The sequence below is a fragment of the Fructilactobacillus sanfranciscensis genome (assembly GCF_029023685.1).
Lineage (GTDB): Bacteria > Bacillota > Bacilli > Lactobacillales > Lactobacillaceae > Fructilactobacillus > Fructilactobacillus sanfranciscensis.
Window position 1 is genome coordinate 855363 of record NZ_CP118925.1, and the last position, 25401, is coordinate 880763.

General features: G+C 33.8%; 21 protein-coding genes, 1 pseudogene, 1 riboswitch and 2 other annotated features. Of the genes and pseudogenes, 5 read left to right on the top strand and 17 right to left on the bottom strand.

Features of this window, described 5'->3' with window-relative positions; all coding sequences use genetic code 11:
- Positions 1–165 precede the first annotated feature (165 nt).
- Together PY770_RS04325 and PY770_RS04330 are read right to left on the bottom strand one after the other, a co-directional pair.
- Positions 166–813 carry a CPBP family intramembrane glutamic endopeptidase gene (locus tag PY770_RS04325; protein WP_056957867.1) on the bottom strand — a complete coding sequence of 216 codons (648 nt, stop codon included), beginning with the start codon at positions 811–813 and terminating at the stop codon, positions 166–168.
- Between the two features lie 31 nt (positions 814–844).
- On the bottom strand, positions 845–1081 hold the full coding sequence (locus PY770_RS04330) for a hypothetical protein (RefSeq protein ID WP_275045814.1): 237 nt from the start codon (positions 1079–1081) through the stop codon (positions 845–847).
- 121 nt (positions 1082–1202) lie between these two features.
- Here PY770_RS04330 and PY770_RS04335 point away from each other — a divergent pair, with 121 nt between their 5' ends.
- A complete protein-coding gene (locus PY770_RS04335) occupies positions 1203–1835 on the top strand; it encodes a deoxynucleoside kinase (RefSeq protein WP_014082107.1) in 633 nt (210 codons plus the stop codon).
- Between the two features lie 29 nt (positions 1836–1864).
- Here the strand turns inward: PY770_RS04335 and PY770_RS04340 are convergent, their stop codons facing one another.
- The 3 genes from PY770_RS04340 to pepV all read right to left on the bottom strand — a co-directional run bounded on the left by PY770_RS04340 (position 1865) and on the right by pepV (position 5594).
- On the bottom strand, positions 1865–3016 hold the full coding sequence (locus tag PY770_RS04340; RefSeq protein ID WP_103428496.1) for an ArgE/DapE family deacylase: 1152 nt from the start codon (positions 3014–3016) through the stop codon (positions 1865–1867).
- 14 nt (positions 3017–3030) lie between these two features.
- Positions 3031–3867, bottom strand: a complete 837-nt coding sequence (locus tag PY770_RS04345; protein WP_163601104.1) for a MetQ/NlpA family ABC transporter substrate-binding protein — start codon at positions 3865–3867, stop codon at positions 3031–3033.
- A gap of 41 nt (positions 3868–3908) precedes the next feature.
- Positions 3909–4137 (bottom strand) — a binding site (T-box leader).
- Between the two features lie 53 nt (positions 4138–4190).
- Positions 4191–5594: a dipeptidase PepV gene (gene pepV, locus PY770_RS04350; RefSeq protein ID WP_163601105.1), complete on the bottom strand. Its 1404-nt coding sequence runs from the start codon at positions 5592–5594 to the stop codon at positions 4191–4193.
- Positions 5595–5680: 86 nt separating this feature from the next.
- Here pepV and PY770_RS04355 point away from each other — a divergent pair, with 86 nt between their 5' ends.
- A complete protein-coding gene (locus PY770_RS04355) occupies positions 5681–6517 on the top strand; it encodes an NAD(P)H-hydrate dehydratase (protein ID WP_041817820.1) in 837 nt (278 codons plus the stop codon).
- A gap of 36 nt (positions 6518–6553) precedes the next feature.
- On the opposite strand, the gene PY770_RS04360 is transcribed toward PY770_RS04355, so the two are convergent.
- Positions 6554–8236 carry a putative polysaccharide biosynthesis protein gene (locus tag PY770_RS04360; protein ID WP_191996357.1) on the bottom strand — a complete coding sequence of 561 codons (1683 nt, stop codon included), beginning with the start codon at positions 8234–8236 and terminating at the stop codon, positions 6554–6556.
- Between the two features lie 54 nt (positions 8237–8290).
- Positions 8291–10711 (bottom strand): leucine--tRNA ligase, encoded by a 2421-nt coding sequence (gene leuS / locus PY770_RS04365; protein ID WP_103450927.1) that lies wholly within the window; start codon positions 10709–10711, stop codon positions 8291–8293.
- Positions 10712–10765: 54 nt separating this feature from the next.
- Positions 10766–10970, bottom strand: a binding site (T-box leader).
- A 75-nt stretch (positions 10971–11045) separates the two neighbouring features.
- Between leuS and mnmM the strand changes: the two genes are divergently transcribed.
- Entirely contained in the window at positions 11046–11618 is a 573-nt protein-coding gene (gene mnmM, locus PY770_RS04370) for a tRNA 5-(aminomethyl)-2-thiouridylate-methyltransferase MnmM (protein WP_163601106.1), read from the top strand.
- Here mnmM and PY770_RS04375 read toward each other — a convergent pair.
- Together PY770_RS04375 and metK are read right to left on the bottom strand one after the other, a co-directional pair.
- The gene (locus PY770_RS04375; RefSeq protein WP_163601107.1) at positions 11615–13075 is read right to left on the bottom strand and encodes an MDR family MFS transporter; all 1461 of its coding nucleotides are present in this window, start codon (positions 13073–13075) and stop codon (positions 11615–11617) included. The two genes, mnmM and PY770_RS04375, sit on opposite strands and share 4 nt — an antisense overlap.
- Before the next feature lie 49 nt (positions 13076–13124).
- The gene (metK, locus tag PY770_RS04380; protein WP_163601108.1) at positions 13125–14315 is read right to left on the bottom strand and encodes a methionine adenosyltransferase; all 1191 of its coding nucleotides are present in this window, start codon (positions 14313–14315) and stop codon (positions 13125–13127) included.
- Positions 14313–14396, bottom strand: a riboswitch (SMK box riboswitch). (Overlaps the previous gene by 3 nt.)
- A gap of 85 nt (positions 14397–14481) precedes the next feature.
- On the opposite strand from metK, the gene PY770_RS04385 reads away from it, so the two are divergent.
- A complete protein-coding gene (locus PY770_RS04385; RefSeq protein WP_103450926.1) occupies positions 14482–15171 on the top strand; it encodes a hypothetical protein in 690 nt (229 codons plus the stop codon).
- 32 nt (positions 15172–15203) lie between these two features.
- Here PY770_RS04385 and PY770_RS04390 read toward each other — a convergent pair whose 3' ends face one another.
- The 6 genes and pseudogenes from PY770_RS04390 to PY770_RS04415 form a co-directional block, all read right to left on the bottom strand.
- Complete coding sequence (locus tag PY770_RS04390) at positions 15204–15941, bottom strand: amino acid ABC transporter ATP-binding protein (protein WP_275045815.1); 738 nt, start codon at positions 15939–15941, stop codon at positions 15204–15206.
- Positions 15941–16636: an amino acid ABC transporter permease gene (locus tag PY770_RS04395; protein ID WP_275045816.1), complete on the bottom strand. Its 696-nt coding sequence runs from the start codon at positions 16634–16636 to the stop codon at positions 15941–15943. Before PY770_RS04395 ends, PY770_RS04390 begins: the two co-directional genes overlap by 1 nt.
- A 167-nt stretch (positions 16637–16803) precedes the next feature.
- Positions 16804–18084, bottom strand: coding sequence for a uracil-xanthine permease family protein (locus PY770_RS04400; RefSeq protein ID WP_041817827.1), 1281 nt, complete (start codon positions 18082–18084; stop codon positions 16804–16806).
- A 158-nt stretch (positions 18085–18242) separates the two neighbouring features.
- A complete protein-coding gene (locus PY770_RS04405) occupies positions 18243–19412 on the bottom strand; it encodes a hydroxymethylglutaryl-CoA synthase (RefSeq protein WP_103428491.1) in 1170 nt (389 codons plus the stop codon).
- A 129-nt stretch (positions 19413–19541) separates the two neighbouring features.
- Positions 19542–20720, bottom strand: coding sequence for an aminotransferase class I/II-fold pyridoxal phosphate-dependent enzyme (locus tag PY770_RS04410; protein WP_056957883.1), 1179 nt, complete (start codon positions 20718–20720; stop codon positions 19542–19544).
- 176 nt (positions 20721–20896) lie between these two features.
- A pseudogene (locus PY770_RS04415) lies at positions 20897–22245 on the bottom strand (FAD-dependent oxidoreductase).
- A 172-nt stretch (positions 22246–22417) separates the two neighbouring features.
- On the opposite strand from PY770_RS04415, the gene PY770_RS04420 reads away from it, so the two are divergent.
- Entirely contained in the window at positions 22418–22978 is a 561-nt protein-coding gene (locus PY770_RS04420) for a DUF5067 domain-containing protein (RefSeq protein ID WP_014082122.1), read from the top strand.
- Positions 22979–23049: 71 nt separating this feature from the next.
- Here the strand turns inward: PY770_RS04420 and apf are convergent, their stop codons facing one another.
- Both apf and PY770_RS04430 read right to left on the bottom strand, forming a co-directional pair.
- Complete coding sequence (gene apf, locus PY770_RS04425; RefSeq protein ID WP_275045817.1) at positions 23050–23631, bottom strand: aggregation-promoting factor; 582 nt, start codon at positions 23629–23631, stop codon at positions 23050–23052.
- Positions 23632–23901: 270 nt separating this feature from the next.
- On the bottom strand, positions 23902–25206 hold the full coding sequence (locus PY770_RS04430) for a 2-hydroxycarboxylate transporter family protein (protein ID WP_275045818.1): 1305 nt from the start codon (positions 25204–25206) through the stop codon (positions 23902–23904).
- Positions 25207–25401: the final 195 nt, after the last annotated feature.

Consider the following 25401-nt stretch of genomic DNA (forward strand, 5'->3'; position numbering starts at 1 on the left):
AGAATTACATCACATTCACTTCCAGATGACTTTAAGTCATTGATTCAAATTAGTCATAGTCTTTAAATAATTTTTCTTTTCCAAGTTAATCTCATCATGAACTTTTGCTAAACGATTTTTCAAATTATTATAATAATTAAATTCTGAAATATTCATTTATTTTCCCTATCCTATCAACATCCCAATTAGCATTAACGTAGTTGCAATTAAATTGTTCAAAAAGTGAAGCCCAATTGAAACTTCAATTTTATCCTGTTTTAAATAAACATACGAAAGAATCATTCCTAAAGACATATAAATCAAGAAACTTATTGGATTGCTGTTATCATGGCAAAGAGAAAATAGAAATCCACTAATAAGCATTGGAATCAATGGCTTAAAATTTGGAAAAAATCCTTTAATTAAATACCCACGAAAAACTAATTCTTCTAATATTGGGGAGAAAAAAGTCATAGTAAAACACATTAAAATTAAAATTACTGGATTAGCATGAAGTATTGCCATGATATTTTTATTATTTTCTGTAGTTTTTTGTGCATAAACTAACTGGTTGAGAAATGATAAAACAATTTCAATAACAAAAAATAATACGTATGCTTTTGCAATTAACAACCAGTCTTTTAAGTTTAAACCATGATTTGTTTGCTTATAAACGCTTTTATAAGCTATCAGTGCACCCCAGATTGCAAATCCAAAAAATACTAAATAAATCACCCCACCAACCACTAACGAAATAATTGAAGGATGATGAATAATTGATAAAATTTGAATCGGTGTTTGCACAAATATAACAACAAAAATTAACCCTAACATTATTAGCGTTCTTTTGAAATATGTCAGGTTGCTAATTCGATTTTTCATCATTTTTCCTTTCTTGCTCTGTTTGTTCCTTTAAATAATCATGATGCCGAATAATAATAGTTACAATTGGAGTAATCACAAGTCTAGCTAAAATTACACATCCAATAAAAAACAACATCAATTTTGCATTTTGTGATGTAGAATGTTCTAAAAAAACATATCCAGACCATAAAACTACTAAAAATAGGAAAAACCAGAATAAATACCAAAATTTTTTCAAAAAAACCACCTACACTTTATTATTACTAGAATACCATATCCTAAATAGATTTTGAGAATTCTTTCTAACTATTTTTGAATGATGATATACTAAATATATCTAAATAAAAAAGGAGTTTTGTATGGTGATAATTACTGCAGGAATGATTGGGGTAGGAAAAACTACATTAACTGAAAAAATTTCGAATCACCTTGGTACCAAGGCATTTTATGAACCAGTTGGGGATAATCCGGTTTTACCGCTTTATTACAAAGATCCGAAACAATACGGTTTTTTACTACAAATCTATTTTTTAAATAAACGCTTCTCAATGATTAAAAAAGCATTGAAAGATGATAATAACATTCTTGATCGATCGATTTACGAAGATGCCTTATTTACTAAAGAAAATAATAAAGAAGGAAATATTTCCGACGTTGAATTAGAAGTTTATCTTAAATTATTGGATAACATGATGGATGAATTAAAACAACTTCCCAAAAAGAAGCCAGACTTATTGGTATATGCATATGCAGATTTTGACACAATTTTATCCCGTATTAAGAAACGTGGACGAGATTATGAGCAATTCGATAATAACCCAGAACTGGAAAATTACTATCACAAAATGTGGACAGCTTATCAAAAATGGTATGATGATTTTAATTTAAGCCCTAAGATGAAAATTGATTTACAAAAATATGATTTAGTAAATCCCGAAAATACGCAAATTGTACTAGACAAAATTGATGAAAAATTAAAAGAAATCCGTTAAAAAAGGAGCTCGCTTTAACGAGCTCCTTTTTAGTTTGCAAAAAATTCATTAATAATTTTTTGATAGATATCAATTGTTGCTAAATAGCTACTAAGTGACGTATGCTCATTAATTTGATGAGCAGAACCGTTTGAATCTGGACCTAAAATAATAACTGGTAAATCCGGTTTAATTTGAACAAAGACACTAGCATCAGTTGCACCATTATCTGTAAAGAGCTTAATATCACGATCAGGATAGAACTCTTTTGAAGCTTGATATGCATTTTCAACCAAAGAGTTATTAGTTAATGTACGAATTGGATAAAAATCATGTAATAATTCAAATTTTAATTGGTAATCGGTTTCCTGATTAATTTTAGTAATTGTTTTTTCAATTAAAGAACGAACTTGTTTGTTATTAAATGTTGGCGTAGGTCGAACATTACCTAACAAATATGCATGTCCGGGAATTGTATTAATTTGTTTTCCACCCTCAATTACAGTAATACTATGTTGAACATTACCTAAAATTTCATCAACTGGTAAATCGCTAAAAACGCGTCCTTCATCATTAATGTATGCTACAAGTCCTTCAATTGCATTAATACCTTGGTTAGGCACCGAACTATGCACGGATTTTCCAATGCTGTTTATCCGATAATTAAAGCTACCCGAATGAGCATACTTAACGTTTCCATTTGTAGCTTCACCCACAATCAAAGCATCCAAATCTTCAATTAATTTAGGATTAATCTTGTAAGCTCCTGGTGCACCAAATTCTTCTCCTGCTGTAATAATTAATCTAACTTTTCCGGATGGAATTTGTTGTTTTTCAACTAATTCAATTAGCGCAATCACTTCTGCTGCTAAACCACTTTTCATGTCAGCAGCCCCACGACCATATAAAAAGTCGCCTTCAATTGTGCCAGAAAATGCCGAATATTTCCAAGCTGACTCATCTGTCACCGCAACCGTATCTTGATGTCCTGTTAGTCCAAAAACCTGATCTGTTCTTCCTTCTCCAATTTCGACAATTAAATTTGAACGATTTTCATCATCAACAAAGGGGAAGATTTCATGTTTAATTCCATACTTATTTAGTAAATTAGAAAGGTAATCTGAAATTTCTCTTTCATTACCATTAACTGAATTAATTTTCACTAAATCTTGTAAAATTTTAATTTTCTCTTCTTTTTTCATTCTGTTCACCTAATTTATTTTAAATTTAAATTCCAAGCTGGTAATTGGTTAATACCAGATACTTTTTTTATTTCTTTAGCCGTTGCTTTAGTTTGATATGCCTTAACTAATTTTTTAATTCTAGGATCATTTTTGTCAGCTTTATTTGCAGCAATAAAGTTAATCCATTTATGTGAATTTTTGTTAAATTGTTCTGTATAAATTGCCTTTTTAATGTTTAAATTGGCTGATTGAGCAAAGTTACCGTTCACAACCGCTGCATCAATGTCATTTAGTGATCGTGTTGTTTGACTTGCATCAACTTCTTTTATTTTAATGTTTTCTGGGTTATTCGTAATTGATTTCAAATTAGCAAGCTTGTCATTATTTAATTTAATTAAGCCAGCGCTTTGAATAACATGAAGGGCTCGTGATTCATTATTAGAATCATTTGGAACAGCAATAGTAGCACCTTCTGGAAGATTTTTAACGTTGTTAACTTTGTATGAGTAGATTCTCATTGGTTCGATGATTGTATCACCAACTGCCACAATATGAGAGTCATGAGCCTTGTTCCAAATATCCATGAATGGATAATTTTGAAAAGCATTTACATCAATACTCTTACTAGTTAAAGCAGCATTGGGTTGACTATAATCAGAAAAATACTTGTACTTAATTGTTAATCCATATTTATCTTTGGCTGTTTTAGCAACCGTATCCCAAATTTGTTGATCTGGTTTTGATCCTGATATTAATCCAACAGTAATGGTATCTTTACTAACATTTTTACTATGATTTCCGAAACTAAAATAACCAATTCCAATAATTAAAACTACAATTCCAATCCAAATCCAACTTTTCTTCTTCATTTTCCTTCTCCTTTTTAGAAACACAAAAAGCATCCGCCCTAATAAAGGACGAATGCTTTCGTGATACCACCTTAGTTTGTTGTTTCATCGCTGAAACAACCTCAACAACTTAATAAAGTTGGTATTGATAACGGATACTATCCCGTTGTTGATTAAGTATTCATCAACAATTGCTCCAAGTCCATATTCCAAATTACATCAGTCATTCCTTCACACCAACCGGAAATTCTCTGAGACCTATTAATTTGTACTCAACTCTTCAGCTAAAATTCTATTAATCTTGTTAATCACTATATAACGAACATTTTAACTTGTCAACGAAATTATTTAGTTAATTCATATAAAGATTGACCATAAATTGACATTGCCATAAGTAAATCGTTAACATTCTGAAATTCATTAGCTTGATGCATTGTATCTTCTGCACCAGGGAAAAGGGCGCCAAAAGCAACTCCTCGTTTCATCAAACGTCCATAAGTTCCCCCACCAACTACTTCTGGTTCGGCAACTGTTTGTCCAGTTTGCTCTTTATAAATATCCATTAAAGTCGTTACAATTGGATCTTTAGGGTCAACAAAATGAGGTTCCATATAATCCGGATTCATTTCAACTTGACCGCGATAATAAGCTGAATTATCTTTTAATTGTTGTTCAATTTTAGCAGGTGTAATTCCTTTCGGAAATCTAAAATTAGTATTAATCAATCCACCTTGACTTTGGCTGTAATTTATAATTCCAACGTTCATCGTGAGATCGCCCATGATATCATCAGTAAATTGAAGACCTAATTTAGTTGCCCGTGAATCATCATGCAATTTATCAGCAATAAAGCCAACAAAATTTTGTCCCGCCTTATCAAAAGTGAATTCTTTCAAGAATGTTGCCATATATGTTCCGGCATTAATTCCGTTCTTAGGTTCCATCCCATGAGCAGCTTTTCCAATCATTTCTAATTTAATTCCTGTGGGGGTCACTTCATACGTTCCCGTAACGGGAACATTAAGTAGATATTCTTCAAATTTAGTTGAAATTAAATCAGCAGTATCCGTTTTAATTTCGACTTCGGCCTCACGAGGAACCATGTTTTCTTTCAAGCCGGCTTTAAATGAAACTAAAGTATTTTCTCCATCTTTCGTATCACCAGCAAATTTAGTTTCAAAGGTCACATTCCCTTTTTCACCGTTAATCAACGGAAATTCTGCATCTGGTGAAAAACCAATTTTAGGATCTGGCTCAACCTCAAAGTACCGTTTCATGCCCGTCCAATTTGTTTCTTCATCAGTTCCAATAATTAAGCGAACTTTCAAATTAGGCATAATTCCATGGTCTTTTAACATTTTAAGTCCATAATAAGCAGCTAATGCAGGACCTTTATCATCAGAAGTTCCCCGGCCAATTGCTTTGCCATCCTTTAACATTAATTCAAATGGATTAGTATCCCAACCTTTTCCAGCCGGAACCGTATCTGCATGGCCTAATACGGCAAAATATTCTTTTCCATTACCATATTCGATGTAACCAACGATATTTTCAATGTTATGAGTAGTGAACCCATCGCGATTTCCAAATTCAAGAAATTTTTCTAAAGCCTTAGCTGGACCGGGTCCTAAAGGAAATTCATCGGTCGCATGTTCTAGATCACGCGAACTATCAATGGCCACTAATTCCTTTAAATCAGCGAGATAAGCTTCTTTATATTTTTCTGCTTCTTTTTTCCAATCAATCATTTTAAGTTCTCCTTTTTTAATCTACATAAGTGATTTTAGCACAATCACAAATTTTACAATGCTATAATAACTTCGAGGTGAATGAAATGAAACCAATCACAAAAAAAATCTTGCAAGATACAATTCGAATTAGGCCAACTCAAAGTTTTAAAGGAACTTATGGAAAAATTGCTTTAATTGGCGGAAATCAAAATTTTGGTGGAGCCATTATTATGAGTTCGCTCGGCGCTGTTTATGCCGGGGTTGGTTTAACAACTACCATAACTGATTCTTCTAACCAAAGTAGTCTTCATAATTGGGTTCCTGAAGCTATGTACCTTGATTATCATGACGAACCAGCTGTTAAAGCTTTAATTGCAAATATGGACGTTATTAACATTGGATCTGGACTAGGCACTGATGAAAAAAGTTTGAGTTTACTTAAAACGGTTTTCGCGAGTGTTTCTCCTACTCAAATTTTAGTTGTTGATGGATCTGCCATTGACTTAATTGCATCTAACAATTTATCTTTGCCTAAAACTAAGCTAATTTTCACTCCTCATCAAATGGAATGGCAAAAATTATCAGGTGTAAAAATTAAAGATCAAAATGAAAATACAAATCTTGCAGCATACAATAACCTATTTAAACAGCAAGGTAGTATTGTAGTCGTTAAATCACATCGGACCCAAGTATTAACTCCAACTGGATCATTTGTTAATACAGTTGGTACACCCGCACAAGCAACTGGTGGCATGGGAGATACCTTAGCAGGGATAATTGGTGGATTTGTAGCTCAATTCGAAAATACAGAAAATGCTGTCTTAGCTGCCGTCTACACTCATAGTGCAATTGCTGATGAATTGGCAAAAAAGCAATATGTTGTTTTACCCCATCAAATTTCCGAAGCTCTACCTCAATTTATGAAAAAAAATGAAGCATAAAAATAAGACCTTCCAAATAATTGGAAAGTCTTATTTTTATTTAATGTTAAATTTAGCTTTTAATCTACCAACTCGTTTACCTAAAACTTGTTCAGCTAATCCAGTTTTTAACATGAAGTAAGCATAAACAATTGCTCCAAATATTGATGCTAAACCAGTTACAATTAAACTAATAATTGAACTAAATGGAGTCGTAAACAAACTGAAGAACCAGTTTAATCCATAAACTGAAACTAACGCAACAAAATACATAACTATAGAATAGAAAATAATTTGAATACTTTCATATTGAAGCATATTCTTTTCAATTCCAAATTCATGTTTCAATGCTCTTATCATCAACCAAGTTGCTAAAAAGAACCCAATCATTGTTGACATTAATGTACCAAATGCTCCAAACAAATAAACTAAAGGATATTGGGTAACAAACTTAGCTAGCGTTCCATAAGCAAATAGTTTAACGGCTTTTTTATTTTGTGATACACCTTGCATAATTGCTGCAACTACTACGAACAATCCAATTGGAATTGATTCAATTGATGAAAAAGCTAAAACATTGCTACTAAAATCCATATTGGCTGTTCCATAAAAAGTTCGATTTAAAGGACCCGCAATAGCAGCCATTCCCAAAGAAGCTGGAATCATAACGAATTCAAAGAGCACCAATGCATTAGAAAACGAATCTTTTAAAGCCTTTTTATTTTTCTTAGTAAATGCTTCTGAGAGCAATGGAACAACCGTAATCCCAATTGAAGATGCTAATGAAACAACAATCATAGTTAGTTTATTAGCATTTCCAGCAAAAATTGCATAATTAATCTGTAATGCTTCTTCAGAAAAATTAGTGGCAAAACGCATAATATGGAAAAAAGTAAATTGATCGATTAAAGAGAAAATCGTTACCCCAGCTCCTAAAATAATAAAAGGCGTAGCTTGACTAATAATTTCACAATAAAGTTGGTTGGTTGGGACCGATAACTTATTATTACTATTTTTAATCAATCCTTGATAATAATTTCGATTCTTCCAGTAAAACCAAACTAAAACTAAAAATCCAAAAATTGCACCAATACATGCCGCAAAAGTAGATTGGGAAACCGCTGTAACCCAACTACCATGCATGACCTTTAGGACTAAGAAAGCTGATAATAACATATAAATAACTCGAGCAAGTTGTTCAACAAATTGCGAAATTGCTGAAGGAGCCATGTTATTATAACCCTGGAAAAATCCTCGAGTTAAACTCATTGTTGGAATTACTAAAACAGCCCAGGCTAATGAATGAATAACTGGAATTACGTTTTTATCACCATTGGTTAAGATTGGGGCAGCAACCCATAAAATTAGTGCACTGATAATCCCCATTAAAATTGCCAAACTCAAACCCTTTTTATAGATTTGAACTCCAACCCCATATTCATTCAAAGCATTATAATGGGCGACTTGTTTAGAAATAGCAGAAGGAATCCCTGCTACCGCAACAATCAAAGCAAAACTATAAATATTGTACCCTTGAGTATAAAGTGAGTTGGCTAACGGGAACAAAGATGCTCCTAAAATCAAACGCCAAGGGATAATATATAAAGCACCAAGAATTCTTGACAAAATACTTCCAACAGTCATCCAGGCAGAACCCTTTAACATTTGACCTTTGGCACGTTCAGACTCAGTATCTTGTAATTCTTCTTGAATTACATCTTCTTCAAAACCATTATTCAAAAAAATACCCTACTTTCACGCAATGATTATATTTGTAATTATTTTTTAATAGAACTAATTAGCAACTATGTTAACAATTTTGTTAGGAATTACAATTACTTTTCTGACAGTCTTATTTTGTAAGTTATTTTTAATATTATCGTCGGCGAGAGCAATTTTTTCTATATCATCTTTTGAAGTACCCACTGCTACGGTAATATGAGCACGAACTTTTCCGTTAATCTGAACAACAAGTTCTGCTTGGTCATCCTTTAACTTACTTTCATCATAAGTTGGCCATTCAGCGTATGCAATTGTATCTTTATGTCCCAATTGTTGCCAAATTTCTTCAGCCATATGTGGTGTAATTGGTGATAGAAGTTTAATAAAGCCTTCTGCATAACGTTTTGGTAAAGTTTTATTTTTATAAACTTCATTTACAAAAACCATCATTTGTGAAATTGCTGTGTTAAACCGCATCTTTTCAATATCATCAGTAACTTTTTTCACTGTCTGATTGTAAACTTTGTCTAATTTACCATCGTTATCAGCAATCAGCATATCACTCGTTGAATTATCGTCGTTAAGGTACATTCTCCAAACACGTTTAATCCAACGGTTAGCGCCGACAATTCCTTCTGTACTCCAAGGTTTTGATTCCGTTAAAGGTCCCATGAACATTTCGTAAAGCCGAAGAGTATCCGCTCCATATTCGTTAACAATATCATCAGGGTTAACTACATTACCTTTTGATTTAGACATCTTTTCATGGTTAGTTCCCAAAATCATTCCTTGGTTAACTAATCTTTGGAAGGGTTCTTTCGTTGGAACTACGCCTAAATCATAAAGGAACTTGTGCCAGAAACGAGCATATAGTAAGTGAAGAACTGCATGTTCTGCACCACCAACATAAAGATCGATTGGAAGCCAGTAATCAAGTTTTTTAGGATCAGCTAACATCTTATCGTTTTTTGGATCAATATATCTTAAGTAGTACCATGAACTACCTGCCCATTGTGGCATGGTATTAGTTTCACGTTTTCCATGACGTCCATTTTTATCAGTTACATTAACCCAATCTTTCAAATTAGCTAAAGGACTTTCACCAGTTCCGGATGATTTAATATCATCAGTCTTTGGTAGACGCAAAGGAAGTTCATCTTCAGGAACTAATGATTTAGTCCCATCGTCCCAGTTAATCACTGGAATTGGTTCACCCCAGTACCGTTGACGGGAAAAAATCCAATCCCGAAGCTTGTAGTTAACTTTTTTATCTCCAGCGTGATGTGTTTGAAGCCATTCAATCATTGTATTAATGGCGTCTTTTTTACCTAATCCATCAAGGAAACCAGAATTAATGTGAACGCCATCACCGGTATAAGGTTCTTTTTCAATATCCCCGCCTTCAATAACTGGAATAATGGGAAGCTTAAATTTCTTGGCAAATTCATAATCACGATCATCATGAGCGGGAACTGCCATGATTGCACCGGTTCCATATGATGAAAGTACGTAGTCACCAATCCAGATTGGAAGTTTAGCTCCATTAACGGGGTTAATGGCATATGCTCCCGTAAACACACCAGATTTATCCTTATTTAAATCAGTTCTTTCAAGATCTGATTTTGAAGCAATTTTTTGACGGTATTCGTCAATTGCTGCTTTTTGTTCTGGTGTAACAATTTTATCAACGATGTCACTTTCTGGAGCTAAAACTATGTAAGTTGCTCCAAATAAGGTATCGGCACGTGTTGAAAAAACTTCAATTGATTCATCAGGATGTTCATCAATGTTAAAGTTAATGCTAGCCCCAACGGAACGACCAATCCAGTTCCGTTGCATTTGTTTGACACTTTCAGGCCAGTCAACGTCATCAAGATCATCAAGTAAACGATCAGCATAGGCCGTAATCCGAAGTACCCATTGTTTCATTGGTTTTCGGTAAACTGGAAAACCACCACGTTCAGTTTTTCCGTTTACCACTTCTTCATTAGCCACAACTGTTCCACCCATCAAATCAGGTGCCCAGTTAACTTCAATTTCGTCTTCGTAAGCTAGACCTTTTTCGTAAAGCTTTTCAAAAATCCATTGGGTCCACTTGTAGTATTTAGGGTCTGTTGTGTTAACTTCGCGATCCCAATCATAAGAAAATCCAAGTGATTTAATTTGACGACGGAAATTATCAATATTTTGGTTAGTAAATTCACGTGGGTTATGTCCAGTTTTCATTGCATATTGTTCAGCTGGAAGTCCAAAAGCATCCCAACCAATTGGATGAAGGACGTTTTTACCTTGCATCCGTTCAAAACGAGCCATAATATCAGTGGCAGTATAACCTTCAGGATGTCCAACGTGAAGTCCTTGACCTGATGGATAAGGGAACATATCTAGTACATAATATTTTTCTTTTTCCGTTTTATCACTAGTACGGAAAGTTTTATTTTCTTCCCAATAGTGTTGCCATTTTTTCTCAACTTTTGCGTGATCATAAGCCATAATCTTCACTCCTTATTTATGCCAATAAAAAAATCCCATAGAATTACAATCATTCCATAGGACGAATTTCCGCGGTACCACCTAAATTCCTAGATGAAAAACATCTAGACTCTCAAATTCCATAACGCGGAAAACGTTTAACTTACTTATTTCAGTTAAATTTCAGTGAGAAGTTCGTAATCTTCTAGCTCCAAGTTCACAGCACCCACTTGGTTTCTGAAAGCTAGTTAATCCTATTAATTCACGTCAACAATTTTTTTTATTTCGTTAATGCAAGGTTACCAAATTTATTATAAAAAAACAAGTCAATACTACTGTTATAATTAAATCAAGGATGGTGAAAATTTTGAAATTACAATCAGCATTAAACTTTAGTCATACCCTACTTAAAGAAATCGTCAAACCCGGTGATGTAGTCGTTGATGCCACTGCTGGCAAAGGAAACGATACCCTATTCTTAGCTCAACTAGTTGGTGAGCGCGGACACGTTTATAGTTTTGATATTCAAGCTCAAGCAACTCAGTTAACCCAAAGATTAGTAGAACAACATCAAATTGAACAACAAACCACCGTAATTAATGATGGACATGAAAATCTGACAAATTATGTAAAATCACCGATCACGGCAGCTATCTTTAACTTAGGCTATTTACCTGAAGGTGATCATAAGATTGTTACTAAGCCGCAAACTACACTTAAATCGGTCCAATCTATGATGAAATTACTAAAACCAAATGGGATAATTATTTTGGTAATTTATTATGGGCATCCAGGTGGAAAACAAGAAAAAGAGCAAGTTTTACAATTTGCGAAAAGTATCGATCAACATCAATTTAACGTCTTACAGTATCAATTCATTAATCAAATTCATGAACCACCAATTTTGTTAGCTTTGCAAAAACGTTAATTCTTCTTTCGATCAAAACAATTAACAATAAAGGCAGCTACGACTAATAAAAGTGCTACAACTAAGACATTGTGAATTGAATTATATAAAATCTCACGTAAGCTAGGTAGAATTTCACTACTTAGCTTTTGTGCTGTTTGCGGGTTAATTAACTGATCCATTAAGTTCATGTTGGTATGAGGATGACTAATAACCCCATCCGCCATTGATTTGTTCATCACAATTCCAAAAACGGAAATCATTAAAGTTTGCCCTAAAGTTCGACTTAATGTATTAAATGAAGAAGCTACCCCAATTCGATCTTGCGAAACTTCATTTTGAACCGTCACTGATGATGTCGTAATACAAATTCCAAAACCAATCCCCATTAAACCAGAAAGCAAAAAGAAGGCCCAAAATGGCGTTGAAATTGGTAAAAAGACTGAAACGATTGATCCAATTCCAATAAAAATAAAACTAAGATTCATAATTAATTGGGGTGAATATTTCGTTAATAATTTTCCGGTCCAAAATGAACCTAACATCCACAGTACCGAACTTGGTGTGATAGCAAATCCGGCCATTGTGGCTTTCAAGCCTAAAATTCCTTGAGTCCAATCAGGAAGATAAACTTCATAGGCAAAAATAAAACCACTGATTAATGCCGCAATTAAGTTTTGTGTCACAAAGGTTCGGTTTTTAAACATATCTAATGGAATAATTGGATCTACTACTCGTTGTTCTTGTTTAATGAATAAGAAACCAGAAACAAGTGCAACAATTAAACAAAAAGCAATCATCATTAGGTTCAATGGAGTTTCCCCTAAAATCTGGAACATATACATAATTGATAAAAGTAAAACTGCAATTAAACCAACTCCACCATAATCGATTTTACTGTGGCGAACTTGTTTTGGTTCTACTAAAAAAAATGCAATCAAAATTATAGTCACGATTCCAATTGGTACGTTCACAAAAAAGATCCAGTGCCAAGAAAGATTATCAACGATAAATCCTCCTAATAAAGGTGCAACAATTGATGCAATTCCCCAAGCTGATCCTAATAGACCGATTACTTCAGCCCGCTTTTCAAATGGATACATGTCCGCAACGATGGTAAACGAAACTGGCATGATTACTCCAGCACCAATTCCTTGAAGTGCTCGCCAAATAATCAAGGTTTCCATGGAATTAGATATTCCAGACAACATTGAACCTAAAGTAAACACCAAAAGACCAAAAATAAAGACCTTTTTTCGACCTAATTGATCTGCTAACTTACCATAAATGGGAGTAGCAATTGCATTCGTCAATAAGAAAATTGAGAAGACCCAGTTCATTAACGAAACTCCATGCAAATCACCTACAATCGTTGGCATGGCCGTTGAAACAATTGTCCCTTCAACAGCACTCATGAATGTGGCAATAAACAATGCAATTGTCACAATTTTTACGTTTGTTGCTTTCTTTTTAATCATACTTTCCCCTATTCGCAAATAAAAAAGCGACCATAAAGGTCGGCTTTTTTTAAGCGTTAAAAAATTCTTTTAAATCTTTTACTTTATTTGTTTGTTCCCATGGAAAATCAATATCTGTTCTTCCAAAGTGTCCATAAGTTGATGTTTGCTCATAAATTGGACGCTGTAAATCTAACATTTTGATAATTCCAGCTGGACGTAAATCAAAGTTTTGTCTAATAGCTTTGATGATTTGATCATCACTGTACTTAGATGTTCCAAAAGTATTCACTTCGATAGAAACTGGTTCTGCCACTCCGATTGCATATGCTAATTGAATTTCAATTCGATGCGCAATTCCCGCGGCAACGAGGTTTTTAGCAATATAACGGGCTGCATAACTTGCTGAACGATCAACTTTGGTAGCATCTTTCCCAGAAAAAGCACCACCACCATGATGAGCAGAACCGCCATACGTATCAACGATGATTTTACGACCAGTTAAACCTGCATCACCATTTGGACCACCAATCACAAACTTACCAGTTGGATTAATTAAGTACTTGGTATTTTCATCAAGATATTTAGCAGGAATTGTAGTTTTAATGACCTTTTCAATCACATCTTTTTTAATTTGAGCTTGCGTAACGTCAGGATCGTGTTGTGTACTCAAAACAACCGTATCAACCCGAAACGGATGATTATTTTCATCATATTCCACCGTGACTTCTGTTTTTGCATCTGGACGTAAATAAGTTAATTCCCCACTTTTACGAACTTTAGCAATTTTTTGCATTACATGATGAGCTAAGGAAATTGGTAGTGGCATTAACTCTGGCGTTTCATCAATGGCATAACCAAACATAATTCCTTGGTCACCGGCTCCAATTTGATCTAACGGATCAGAAGCACCGTTTTTTGTTTCATCGGATTCATTAACTCCTTGAGCAATGTCTGGTGATTGTTCATTAATTGAAACTAAAACAGCCACACTATTAGCATCAAATCCATATTCGGGATTGTCATAACCAATCTTTTTGATGGTATCTTTCACAATCTGACGAATATTAACGTAAGCTGTTGTTGAAATTTCTCCAAAAACTAACACTAAACCAGTGGCAACTGATGTTTCACAAGCCACTCGAGCATGTGGGTCTTTGGCTAAAATTGCATCCAAAACTGCATCACTAATATGATCAGCAATTTTATCTGGATGTCCTTCTGAAACTGATTCAGAAGTAAATAAATGTTTTTCTGACATTTCGATTTCCCCCTAATTGTTTTGGTTACAAGGCTTCTTCACACAATTGTGAATCCTATCGGGAATAAACTTATAACTCTTTTATACTATCATATCTATTTAAAAATAAGTAGTTGAATCATTATGCAAAGTAACCTACTATTAATACTAACAGTGAGGTAGTCTTATGAAAAATTTTTTAATCGCACATAAAAGGACCATTCAAATAATTCAAGGCATTTTATTTGTCTTTTTCTCCATCTTAGTTTGGAATTTAGCAGCTAAACATCATTTGTTTACTTCATTTGATAAATCTTTTAATTTGATGATCTGTGAAATTTGTTGGGCCACGGAAGCATATTTGATGGTCACCAAACAAAATGGAGTCTATACCTTAGTTTTAAGTATTATTCCGATTTTGCTATCAGTTACCAGTGAATTTCCATTTATTTTAATAATTTCTACAATTCTAATTGGAATTGTTAATATTCTTATTAGAATCCCCAAAATGCAAATTAAAAATTATTACGGCTTATTTTGTTTTTCGCTTACAAATGCAATTATTCCCGTTACTGCTATTAACTATATGAGTCGTCAATATTTGGAACAGTCAACTGTTTTAAATGTTGGTATCCTGGTAACCTTGTACTTCTTATTTTATAATTTAGTTTTCAAAGATGAGCTAGCGGATGCAATTAATGTTATTTGTATAATTTGTTTTTCTGGTTTGATTTTAGCTAACTTTCCAATTAATAAAGATATCTTACTAATTGCTTTAGTCCTTCTCTCTTACGGAATTCAAATTTTTATGCGTCAAGAAAAAATAACTTGGAGTTTACTTTCATTTTTCATTATTTCAATTATTGCTTTCATATAAAAAAGACTGGAAAAATTTTCCAGTCTTTTTTCTTATTTCAATGAAATTCCTTGTAAAAATTCTTTTACTCGAATTGATGATTGACTAAAGAAGGCATCTTTTGCACCATCAAACTCAACTTCACCATTCTCAACAAACAAAATTTTATCTGCGGCATCTTTTGCAAATTGCATGTTGTGAGTAACCATAATCATCGATTGGCCTTCTTTGGCTAATCTTTCCAACATTTTTAAAATCATCATTTCACTTTCTGGATCCAATGCACTAGTTGGTTCATCAAGTAAAATATATTCTGGTTTAACAGCTAAAGCACGACAAATTGAAATACGTTGTTGTTGTCCCCCAGATAACTCATCAGGATATGCATCCGCATATTCGTCTAGTCCAACTTCTTTTAATAGATTATGCGCATTTGTTTCGGCTTGCTCTTTAGCGACGTGATGCACAAAAATAGGCGATGCTGTAATGTTTTTTAAAATAGTTAAATTAGGAAACAAATTCCAATTTTGAAATACCATGCTAGTTTTATCCCGAAGCTCTTTATTTTCTTTGTTCGAAATTGGCTTAGCAAAATCCAAATGTAAATCATCAAAATCTAAAGTTCCCGAATCAGGCGTCACTAACATATCTAAAGAACGTAAAAGCGTAGTCTTCCCTGATCCTGATGGTCCAACAATCACAGTTGTTTTTCCTTGTGGAAATTTAGCTGAAATTCCTTTGAGAACCGCTTTTTCACCAAAACTTTTTTTAATTTCATTAATTTTTAACATTAGTTCTCGTCCCCTTTCATATATCTAGAAGACTTCTTTTCTAAGTAGCGTTGTAAGACGCTTAAAATTGTACATAGCATTGCATATAAAGCAGCAACTTCAACATACATTAAAAGTGGTTCATAATTTTGTGCTGCATACTGCTGACTAATCTGAAACATTTCAGCAATCGTAATGGTACTAGCTAATGATGTATCTTTAACCAAACCAATAAATTCGTTTGATAAAGGTGGCAAAACAATTCGAAATGCTTGAGGCATTATAATTTTCCATAGTGTTTTTGGGGTACTAAATCCCAAAGTATATGCAGCATCCCACTGATCTTTATTAACTGATAACAAAGCTGAACGAATGGTTTCAGAAGCATAAGCCCCAGTATTCAATGAAAAACCAATCACAGCTGCAGTGAAAGCTGGCAATTTAACCCCAATTGCTGGAAGACCAAAAAAGATAATAAATAATTGAACTAACAACGGTGTCGAACGAAAAACCCAGACATAAAAACTCGTAAGTAATCGTAGAAGTTTCCATAAAATTGAAACTATTCCACTAACCTTTGGATTCAAAAATTTAATTAACGCTACAATTACAGCAATTATAATTCCAAATGTAAAAGAAAGTAAGGTTAACGGGATTGTATACTTAACCATTGCTTCTAATAATTTAGGTAATGCTGAAATGACAATATCCCACATTTTAACTCTCCTGTTTGCTTATTTTGGTTTATCAAATAGTTCAATTATAACCAAACACTTACTTTTTTTCCACAAATTGACTAAAGCCAATCAAAAAAAGGACTGATTTTTAAATCAGTCCTTTCGTTTAGTTTTTATAGAGTATCAGTTGTATCGGCTTCGATAGCTTATTTTTCAGGAGAAACTTTGTCTCCATCTTCATCAGGAAGAATTAAGTTCAAGACAATTCCAATCACCGTTGCCAAAGCAACTCCAGTAAACTGGAAATTACCTAATTGAAGATAAGCATTTCCGACTCCAATAACAAGGACAACAGAAGCAATCATCAAATTACGTTTCTTATTCATATCAAGATGATCATCAACCATTACTTTAATCCCACTTGAAGCAATTGTTCCAAATAGTAAGAAACTAATTCCCCCAATTACAGGCAATGGCATTTGCATAATTAAAACGTTTAATTTATTCACAAAAGCGAAAATCATCGCAAAAATGGCAGCTCCCACAATTACATACACACTATAAACTTTAGTAATTGCCATTACCCCAATATTTTCACCGTAACTAGTTACTGCTGGACCACCAATTAAACCGGCCATCAATGAAGCAGCTCCATCTCCAGCTAAAGTACGATTTAGGCCTGGATCCTTAAAAAAGTTTCGGTGAGTTAATTCACCTAAAACCATTAAATGACCCATGTGTTCTGTCATTGTAACAAAGGCAATTGGTGCCATGATTAAGATTGCTTTCCAGTCAAAGTGGAATCCTTTTTCAGTCCCAAGAAATTGAAAATCTGGAACTTTGAACCATGGAGCAGAGGCAATTGCATGTAAATCAACCAAGCCGCAAGCCATTGCGATTAAATAACCACAAATAATTGCTAATAGAACAGGAATCATTCCTAAAAATCCCTTTAATTTCATATTAAAGAAAACTGCTAAGAATAAGGTTGCTAAAGCAATCATGAAATACGTCAAACTATAGTGTCCACTTGCAGTCATCATAGCATCTTTAGCAGCGGCTCCGGCAAGTGAAAGACCAATTACGACCACGGTTGGGCCGACCACAATTGGTGGAAGTAATTTATCAATCCAATTAGTTCCAAGCATCCAAACCAGCATGGCAACGATTAAGTAAACAACCCCAACTGCAATCACTCCTTGTTGTACTCCAGAAATCCCAGTGGTCTTCATTAGAGCTAACATCGGTGTAATAAAAGCAAAACTTGATCCCATGTAAGCGGGAATTTTACCCTTTGTAATTAAAATATGTAATAACGTACCAATCCCAGATGCAAATAAGGCAATACTAGGACTCAATCCAACTAGTAACGGAACGATTACGGTACTACCAAACATCGAAAACATATGTTGTAAAGATAGCCCAATCCATTTAATCCCACTTGGTCGTTCGTGAATATCTAAAACAATATCTTTTTCTTTACTCAACTTAATTCCCCCTGTTATGCAAAAAGGACTAACGTCAGTGACGTTAGTCCTTTAGTCTAATTTTACAGCATTAAAGATTCGGCTAAAATCTTGCAGTCTCTCTGTACAGTCATTAAAGATTTCTTGTTAAATTAACTTTAACTCGATGGTCATAAATGTCAAGCTTTTGTTTGATATTGACGTTTACTTTCGTTAACTCCAGTAAAAGTAAATTGAGAATGATCTTTAAGATCATCAAGGTGATAATCACCAGCGTCTAGTTTAGGCCATTGTGCAAACATCGTTTCATATTCTGGAACTGTTAAACGAGTTCTTTGATTAAGTATTTCATTAATTTGTTTTTTTCGTTGGCTGTTTTTAAATCCTGGTTGTAAAGTACCAGTGTAAAATTCACCTTGGGCCCCTGAACCATAACTAAAGATTCCAATTTGATCTCCAGCATGCAAATCATCAGAATTATCCAATAGAGATAACAAACTGAGATACAACGAGCCAGTATATAAATTACCAACTCGTTTGTTATAAACACGACTAGCCTCAAACTCACTTAAGAAGTGCTTTTGATCAGTTTCAGAAAGTTCAGGCAAAATTTCACGTAACCCTTTAAGACCCATCTTTGTGTATGGAAGATGGAATACTAAAGCACTTAAATCAGTCAAATTCATGTCATTAGTTTGCAAATAATCATGAATCGTCTTTACAAAAAATTGTTGGTAAATATCATTCGAATAATGACCATCAACCAAGGCCTCAGTTCGATTCAAAGGACGCCAAAAATCCATAATATCATCTGAATATACACTGCTATTTTTGCTTAGTTTAAGAATTGTTGAGTCAGCTGCAATCGTCATTGCCACTGCTCCTCCACCTTGAGTTACTTCCCCAGCGGTTCTAACTCCATAACGCGCTACATCAGCTCCGACCACAAGTGCTTGTTGATTTGGATGAAGACTTACAAACTCTTTGGCCATTTGAATTCCAGCAGTTGCTCCATAACACGCTTGCTTGATTTCAAAAGCTCGTGCATGACGACTTAACCCTAATAAATTTTGTAAATAAATAGCCCCCGACTTAGAATTATCAATTCCAGTCTCTGTACCTAAAATAATTAAACTAATTTTATCACGATTACTATCATCGATTACTTGTAAAGCAGCATTAGCAGCCATGGTAACTGTGTCCTGGGTATTTGGAATTACTGCTTGTTCCGTTTGTCCAATTCCAATTAAATATTTATTAGGATTTTCATTTCTAGCATTTGCTAAATCAACCATATCAACATAGTAATTAGGAGTAAAAAATCCTATCTTATCAATTCCAACGTTCATTTTATCGCTCCAATTTATTTGTTTTTATAGTATAAGTGTATCGTTTTATCTAGCATTCGCAAAGGTCATTAACCATAACTTAACCTAAAATTACAAAAAGCCTATGATTTCTCATAGACTTTTTAAAATTTAATTTTCATTAACAAATTTTGTAATTCGTTTCATAGCTTCCTTAATGTTATCTAAGTCAGCTGCATAAGAAATTCGAACATACCCTTGACCACTTTCGCCAAAAGCATCTCCTGGTGTAACTCCGACATGAGCTTCACGAGCAAGTCTTAAAGCAAACTCTTCTGAAGTTTCATTGAACTTATTTGGCATCTTAGCAAAGATATAAAAAGCACCATCAGGACTAATTACATCGAAGCCAACTTTACGAAGTGCTTCAGTTACTAAATCACGACGCTCACGATATTTAACAAGCATTGGTTTAGAATCATCATAACCATTGTCTAAGGCCTCTAGTGCAGCATACTGGGCTGGATTAGATGGTGATGTAACTAAATATCCATGAACCTTGTTAACATTTTTGATTACTTCAGCTGGTCCTGTAATATACCCTAAGCGCCACCCAGTCATGGCATGAGATTTTGAAACACCATTAATTAAAATCGTACTTTCAGGTAAATATTGTGCAATAGAAGTGTGTGGCATTTCATAAGTTAATTCAGCGTATATTTCATCAGAAATTACTAACAAACCATATTCGTCTAAAACTTTAGCTAAAGCCTTAATTTCATCTTCAGTGTATTCAACCCCAGTTGGATTAGTTGGGTAATTTAAAATAATTGATTTAGCATCTGGGTTAGCTTTTAAAGTTTCTTCGAGCTTTTCTGCCGTTAATTTAAATGCATCTGCAGAGGTATCAATTGAAACTACCTCACCATGTGCCATTTCAATTACTGAAACATAAGCTGGATAAGCAGGCATTGGAACAATTACTTTATCACCATCATTAATTGTTGCTAAAAAAGTACTGGATAGAGCTTCCGTTGCCCCATCAGTAACCACAACCTCTGTAGCAGCATCATAATCAAGATTAAGACGTTTTTTTACGTAACGACTAATTGTTTCACGCAACTCCATCCAACCTGGTTGAGGAGAATAGTGTGACTTGTTTTCTTTAATGCTTTCAATGGCAGCTTTTTTAATGTGTTCTGGCGTATTGAACCCAGGTTCTCCAACATTTAAACTGATTAAATCAGGAACATCGCTTATTTTCAAAGAAAACGAACGAATACGCGCTGGAGTGATTTGGGCGAGAGTATGATTATACGTCTCACTAAGTCTGGCATTTAATTTTGGCATATTTGAAACTCCCTTAATTGTCTACATTTTTAAAACATATGTTTTATTTTATTTACAATGATAATAGTAATTTGAGAAAATATCAATAAAATGACAAAATTTTATAAAATTAGGCTACTTTTGTTAAGATTTTATCCAAAAAAATCCTATCAACTAAAATTGATAGGATTTAAAAATTATTTATTTAATTTATCTTGTGCTTTTTGTGCTGCAATATTCATAACGTTCCAAGGACGGTCAAAGCCTGGTTGGAAGAAGAAATCAGCATAAACCAATTCATCAACTGTCATGTGTTTTTGGATTGCTAGCGAAATTGCATTGATATTAGCCGTTACATCTTGTTTAGACATAATTTGAGCCCCTAAAACTTCACGAGTACGCGGATCAAAAGTTAATTCGAAGTATACTTTTGCATTGTTTGAAGCTGGTACTTTATCATCAGTTAAAAATACTGATTCAACGTCAATACCCATTTTTTAGCGGTAACATCTTTTAATCCAGTTGAAGCAAACTTGTAATTATAGACATGAAGTGCAGATGATCCAGAGACAGCAGTTGTTTTGCGACGTTTTTCATTTAAATTATAAGCAGCTGAACGACCTTGTCGACGAGCATTTGGTGCAAACGCAATTAATTTTTTCGTTCCAGTTGGGGAAAACTCAATTTTAGTGGCATCACCAACGGCAAAAATATCTGGTTGACTAGTTTCTTGATATTCATCAGTCATAATTAAGCCTTGGCTATCAAGTTTAACAGTATCTTTCAACCATTCAGTTGCTGGACGAATTCCTGCAGCTTCAATCACTAAATCAGTAGGAATAGTTTCACCAGTTGTCGTTACCAAACTGGTTACTTTATCTTCATCATTACCAATAATTTCTTTAACGGATTGACTAGTTTTAATTGAAATACCGTGATCTTCAAGCGTTTTAGTTAAGATATCTGTAAATTCTGAATCTAAATAAGTTCCTAAAATAGTTGGATTTTGATCAATAATAGTAACTTTCTTACCGGCCTTTGCAAATGATTCGGCGGCTTCAATTCCAATATAACCTGAACCAATGACTGAGACATTATTAATATCAGGGTCAACTTCAGCTTTCTTTAAAAGAATTTCCCAGTCACGTCCACGCATAGCATAAATATTCTTTAAATCTTTTCCTGGCACAGGTAGTTCAAAAGGAACCGCTCCTAACGAAAGAACTAACTTATCATATTTACTTTCAGTTTCTTCACCGTTATTAACATCAACAACCTTAATTGAATGTTGTTCTGGGTCAATGCTAGTCACTTCAGAATTAATATGAACATGAACGCCCTTTGCTTCCATTCCACCAATCGTTGCATCATTAACGGAATTAACATCCTTAACGACTCCTTGAAGATACAATTCAATTCCACATGATAAGAAAGAAACAAAATCGCCCTTTTCATACCAATCAATCTCAGCATTGGGAAAATCGTGTAATACTCCTCTTACAGTTTCAAAACCACCGTGTGATGAACCTACAACTGCTACTTTCATATATCTCTCCTCCTAAATTAAAAGGTCTTTCAAAACTTAATCTTGCGGGACTGAGTTACTTTATAATAAGTAAAATTTAATCATTATAATTATGCAAGGTAAATCTAATCCGATTGGTTAATTTGATAGTTTACGGTACAATATAAATAGTATGTTTAAGGGAGATAATAAGATGAAAAAACTTTTAGTCAGTAGCATTGTTATTCTTAGTTCTTTGACTTTAGCAAGTTGTTCATCATTAGATGGTCAATACAAAAAATCAAGTAATGATAAAAAACAAACTACTAAACAAGTCAAAACCCCTACTAGATCATCATTTAAAAATAATGTAGCAACATTAAATGATAAAACAATTAAAATTACTGGGGTCAAAACAATTAAAGATACACAAGAATATAGTCAACCTTTAGTGGTCTTCATGTATAAAACCACTAACAAATCAAACAAAATTATTACGCCACTAACTGCTTGGAATAATACCTTTAAAATAACCCAAAAAGGTAAATCGCTTAAAAAAGTTAGTTTTACTGACGATCGTCTTGATTCAAATCCTGATAAAAACCTTGCTGAAGGTGATTCTGCCAAAAACAGTGTGGTTTATGAATTAGATAATCAAAAAGATCCAATTAAAATTAATGCTAGTGAAGGAATTAGCACTAACAGTATCAATGAATCTTCAAGTATTGATGGTACTAATTTGGGATCTGAACAATTTAGCATTAATAATAATTAATAATTTTAAATACAAAAAAGGAATTCCAATTGGAATTCCTTTTTTGTTTACTTTATTTTAATAAGTTAATTTTAGTACCAACCATGTGATTGCCAGAATGATTGAGCACCTGACCATGAACCGTAACGTGAAGTTACATAGTTATCAGCAACTCTCTCTTGGTTAGCAGCTGAGTAATCACCGTTTAGGTATGATGCTGATAATTGGTATTTACCAACATATTGTCCATTTTGAGCACCGTAGTTACCACCAGATTCACGACCGGCAATCCAGTCTTTAGCAGCAGCATCGCTACCACTTACTGAACTAGCAGCTGGAGCACTTTGTTGTACTGGTGCTTGTGCTACTGGAGCAGTTGCAGCTTGTGCAGGTGCTGCAGCAACAGCACTTTGATCTGAAACAGATACTTGACCATCATCACTAATAGTAAATACTTCACCAACATAAATTTTGTTAATATCTTGAATTTTGTTTGCTTGAGCTAAATCTTGTACTGAAACGCCATATTGAGCAGAAATCTTGTTTAAAGTATCACCTGATACAACAGTATGTTTTACAGTACTGGCACTTGCACTTTGTGAACCTGCAAATAAAACACCAGCAGATACAGCAGCAAAAGTTGCGATTGACTTAATCATGTTTCTTTTCTTCATAAATAGAAAACTCCTTTATTTTTCGACAAATAGTAATGACATATTGTCTTAACTTCTTTCAGTTAACAAATACAATGCTAAAGGTAATATGTTACATAAACATTACGTTAAGATTAAAGAAAACGTCATTTATGTAATGGTGTAACATAATCAAAATATCGTGTAACAATTAAAACACTCTTTTATTAGCTAAAAAACCAAAAAATTCTAGGAAAATCAGCCATAATGACCGATATCCTAGAATTTTAATTTTTTAATTTATTTTAAATTTTAGCCAAAGAAAGCAATGTAGAAACCGGATACAACTAATGTAATGGCACCACATAAACGGTTACCCATTTGAGCAAACGCAATTAATTGCATCCGATCACAAGCAGCTAAAACGGAAACGTTACCAGTTCCACCCATTGAGTTATCAATGAATCCAGCAGTAATCGCAGCTTCAACTGGATATAGTCCAAATAACTTACCTAAGAAGAATGCTGAAGTACTAATTGCAACGATACTTACAAGCACTAATAAAACTAATTGCCAAGTAATTGAACTAGTCAAAACGTTTAAATCAACCATAGCAAGTCCCATTCCAGCAAGTAAGGCATGAGTACATGTCTTAGTTACTGATTGACCAAAAGTTACAGCAGATTCTTCATAGTACTTAGGAATCAAACTAGTTGCTTTTAAGACAATTACTAAAATAATGATAAAGGCAAAGTCGTTAACCATTGGAACTAATTTGGTAAGAATTTCACCAACTAGATAAATGGCACCAGCAACGGCCATTCCCACTCCTAACTTAGTGAAAGAAAAAGCTGATGCATCTGTTTTAGAAGCTTTAAATTCACCAGGGAGCATTTGACCATGACCATTGTATTTACTGTTAGATAAGAGTTTACTTACCCAACTAGCGCCTAAAATAGCAAAGATATTAGCAAGGATTACAGCTGGAAGTAAATGTGAGAAGTATCCAGCAGCAGCCCCATGCATTGATGAAGCGTAAATTTTTGAAAGTGGCACAGCACCGGCACCAACACCACCACCCATAGCTGGGAAAGCAACGTATAACGCACCATAGCTGAAACCTTTACCAATCAACATTGAAACTAAACCAACGGCTACAAACGCGATGGCAGCTGAAATAATTGCAACTGGTAAGAAACGAACTGCAGCCTTTAATAACATGTCACGATTCATACCCAAAATAGCACTGGTAATCAAGGCAACAATATAAAAGTTAAGGAAGTTATCAGTTGATAAGAATGTATGTACATCACTAACAACATAAGTTGGAATGAGATGGAAAAATACTAAAGTAGCTGGTGCCATTAAAGCAAAGAATGCACCACCACCAAGATAACTTCTAAAGATTGGAAGCTTTGAACCTAGGAAGTAGCAAACATTACCAAGGACAACCATGGTAAATAAAGCTCCTAAAATATCATTAGGCAAAGCGTGAATTAAAACAGCAGCTACAAAGATAATTCCAATAATAGCGTAGAAAACTAAACCGAAACCATCGATTTTAAAATTTTCTAAACGTGAAATTAAACTTGAGCTGTTTTGTTTTTCATTATTCATAAATGTAAATTCCTCCGTCATTGTGTGATTAATCACTTATATTGTTTTAGTATATTGTATTTTAATCTTCTTTTAAATGGTTTTTACTAAATTTATTAAATTTTCCTATAGTTTACATAAGTAACATTTATGATGCATGCCAAGATTTTAATATGATGTGATTTTTGAGTATTAAAAAAGTCCACCTAATTATGG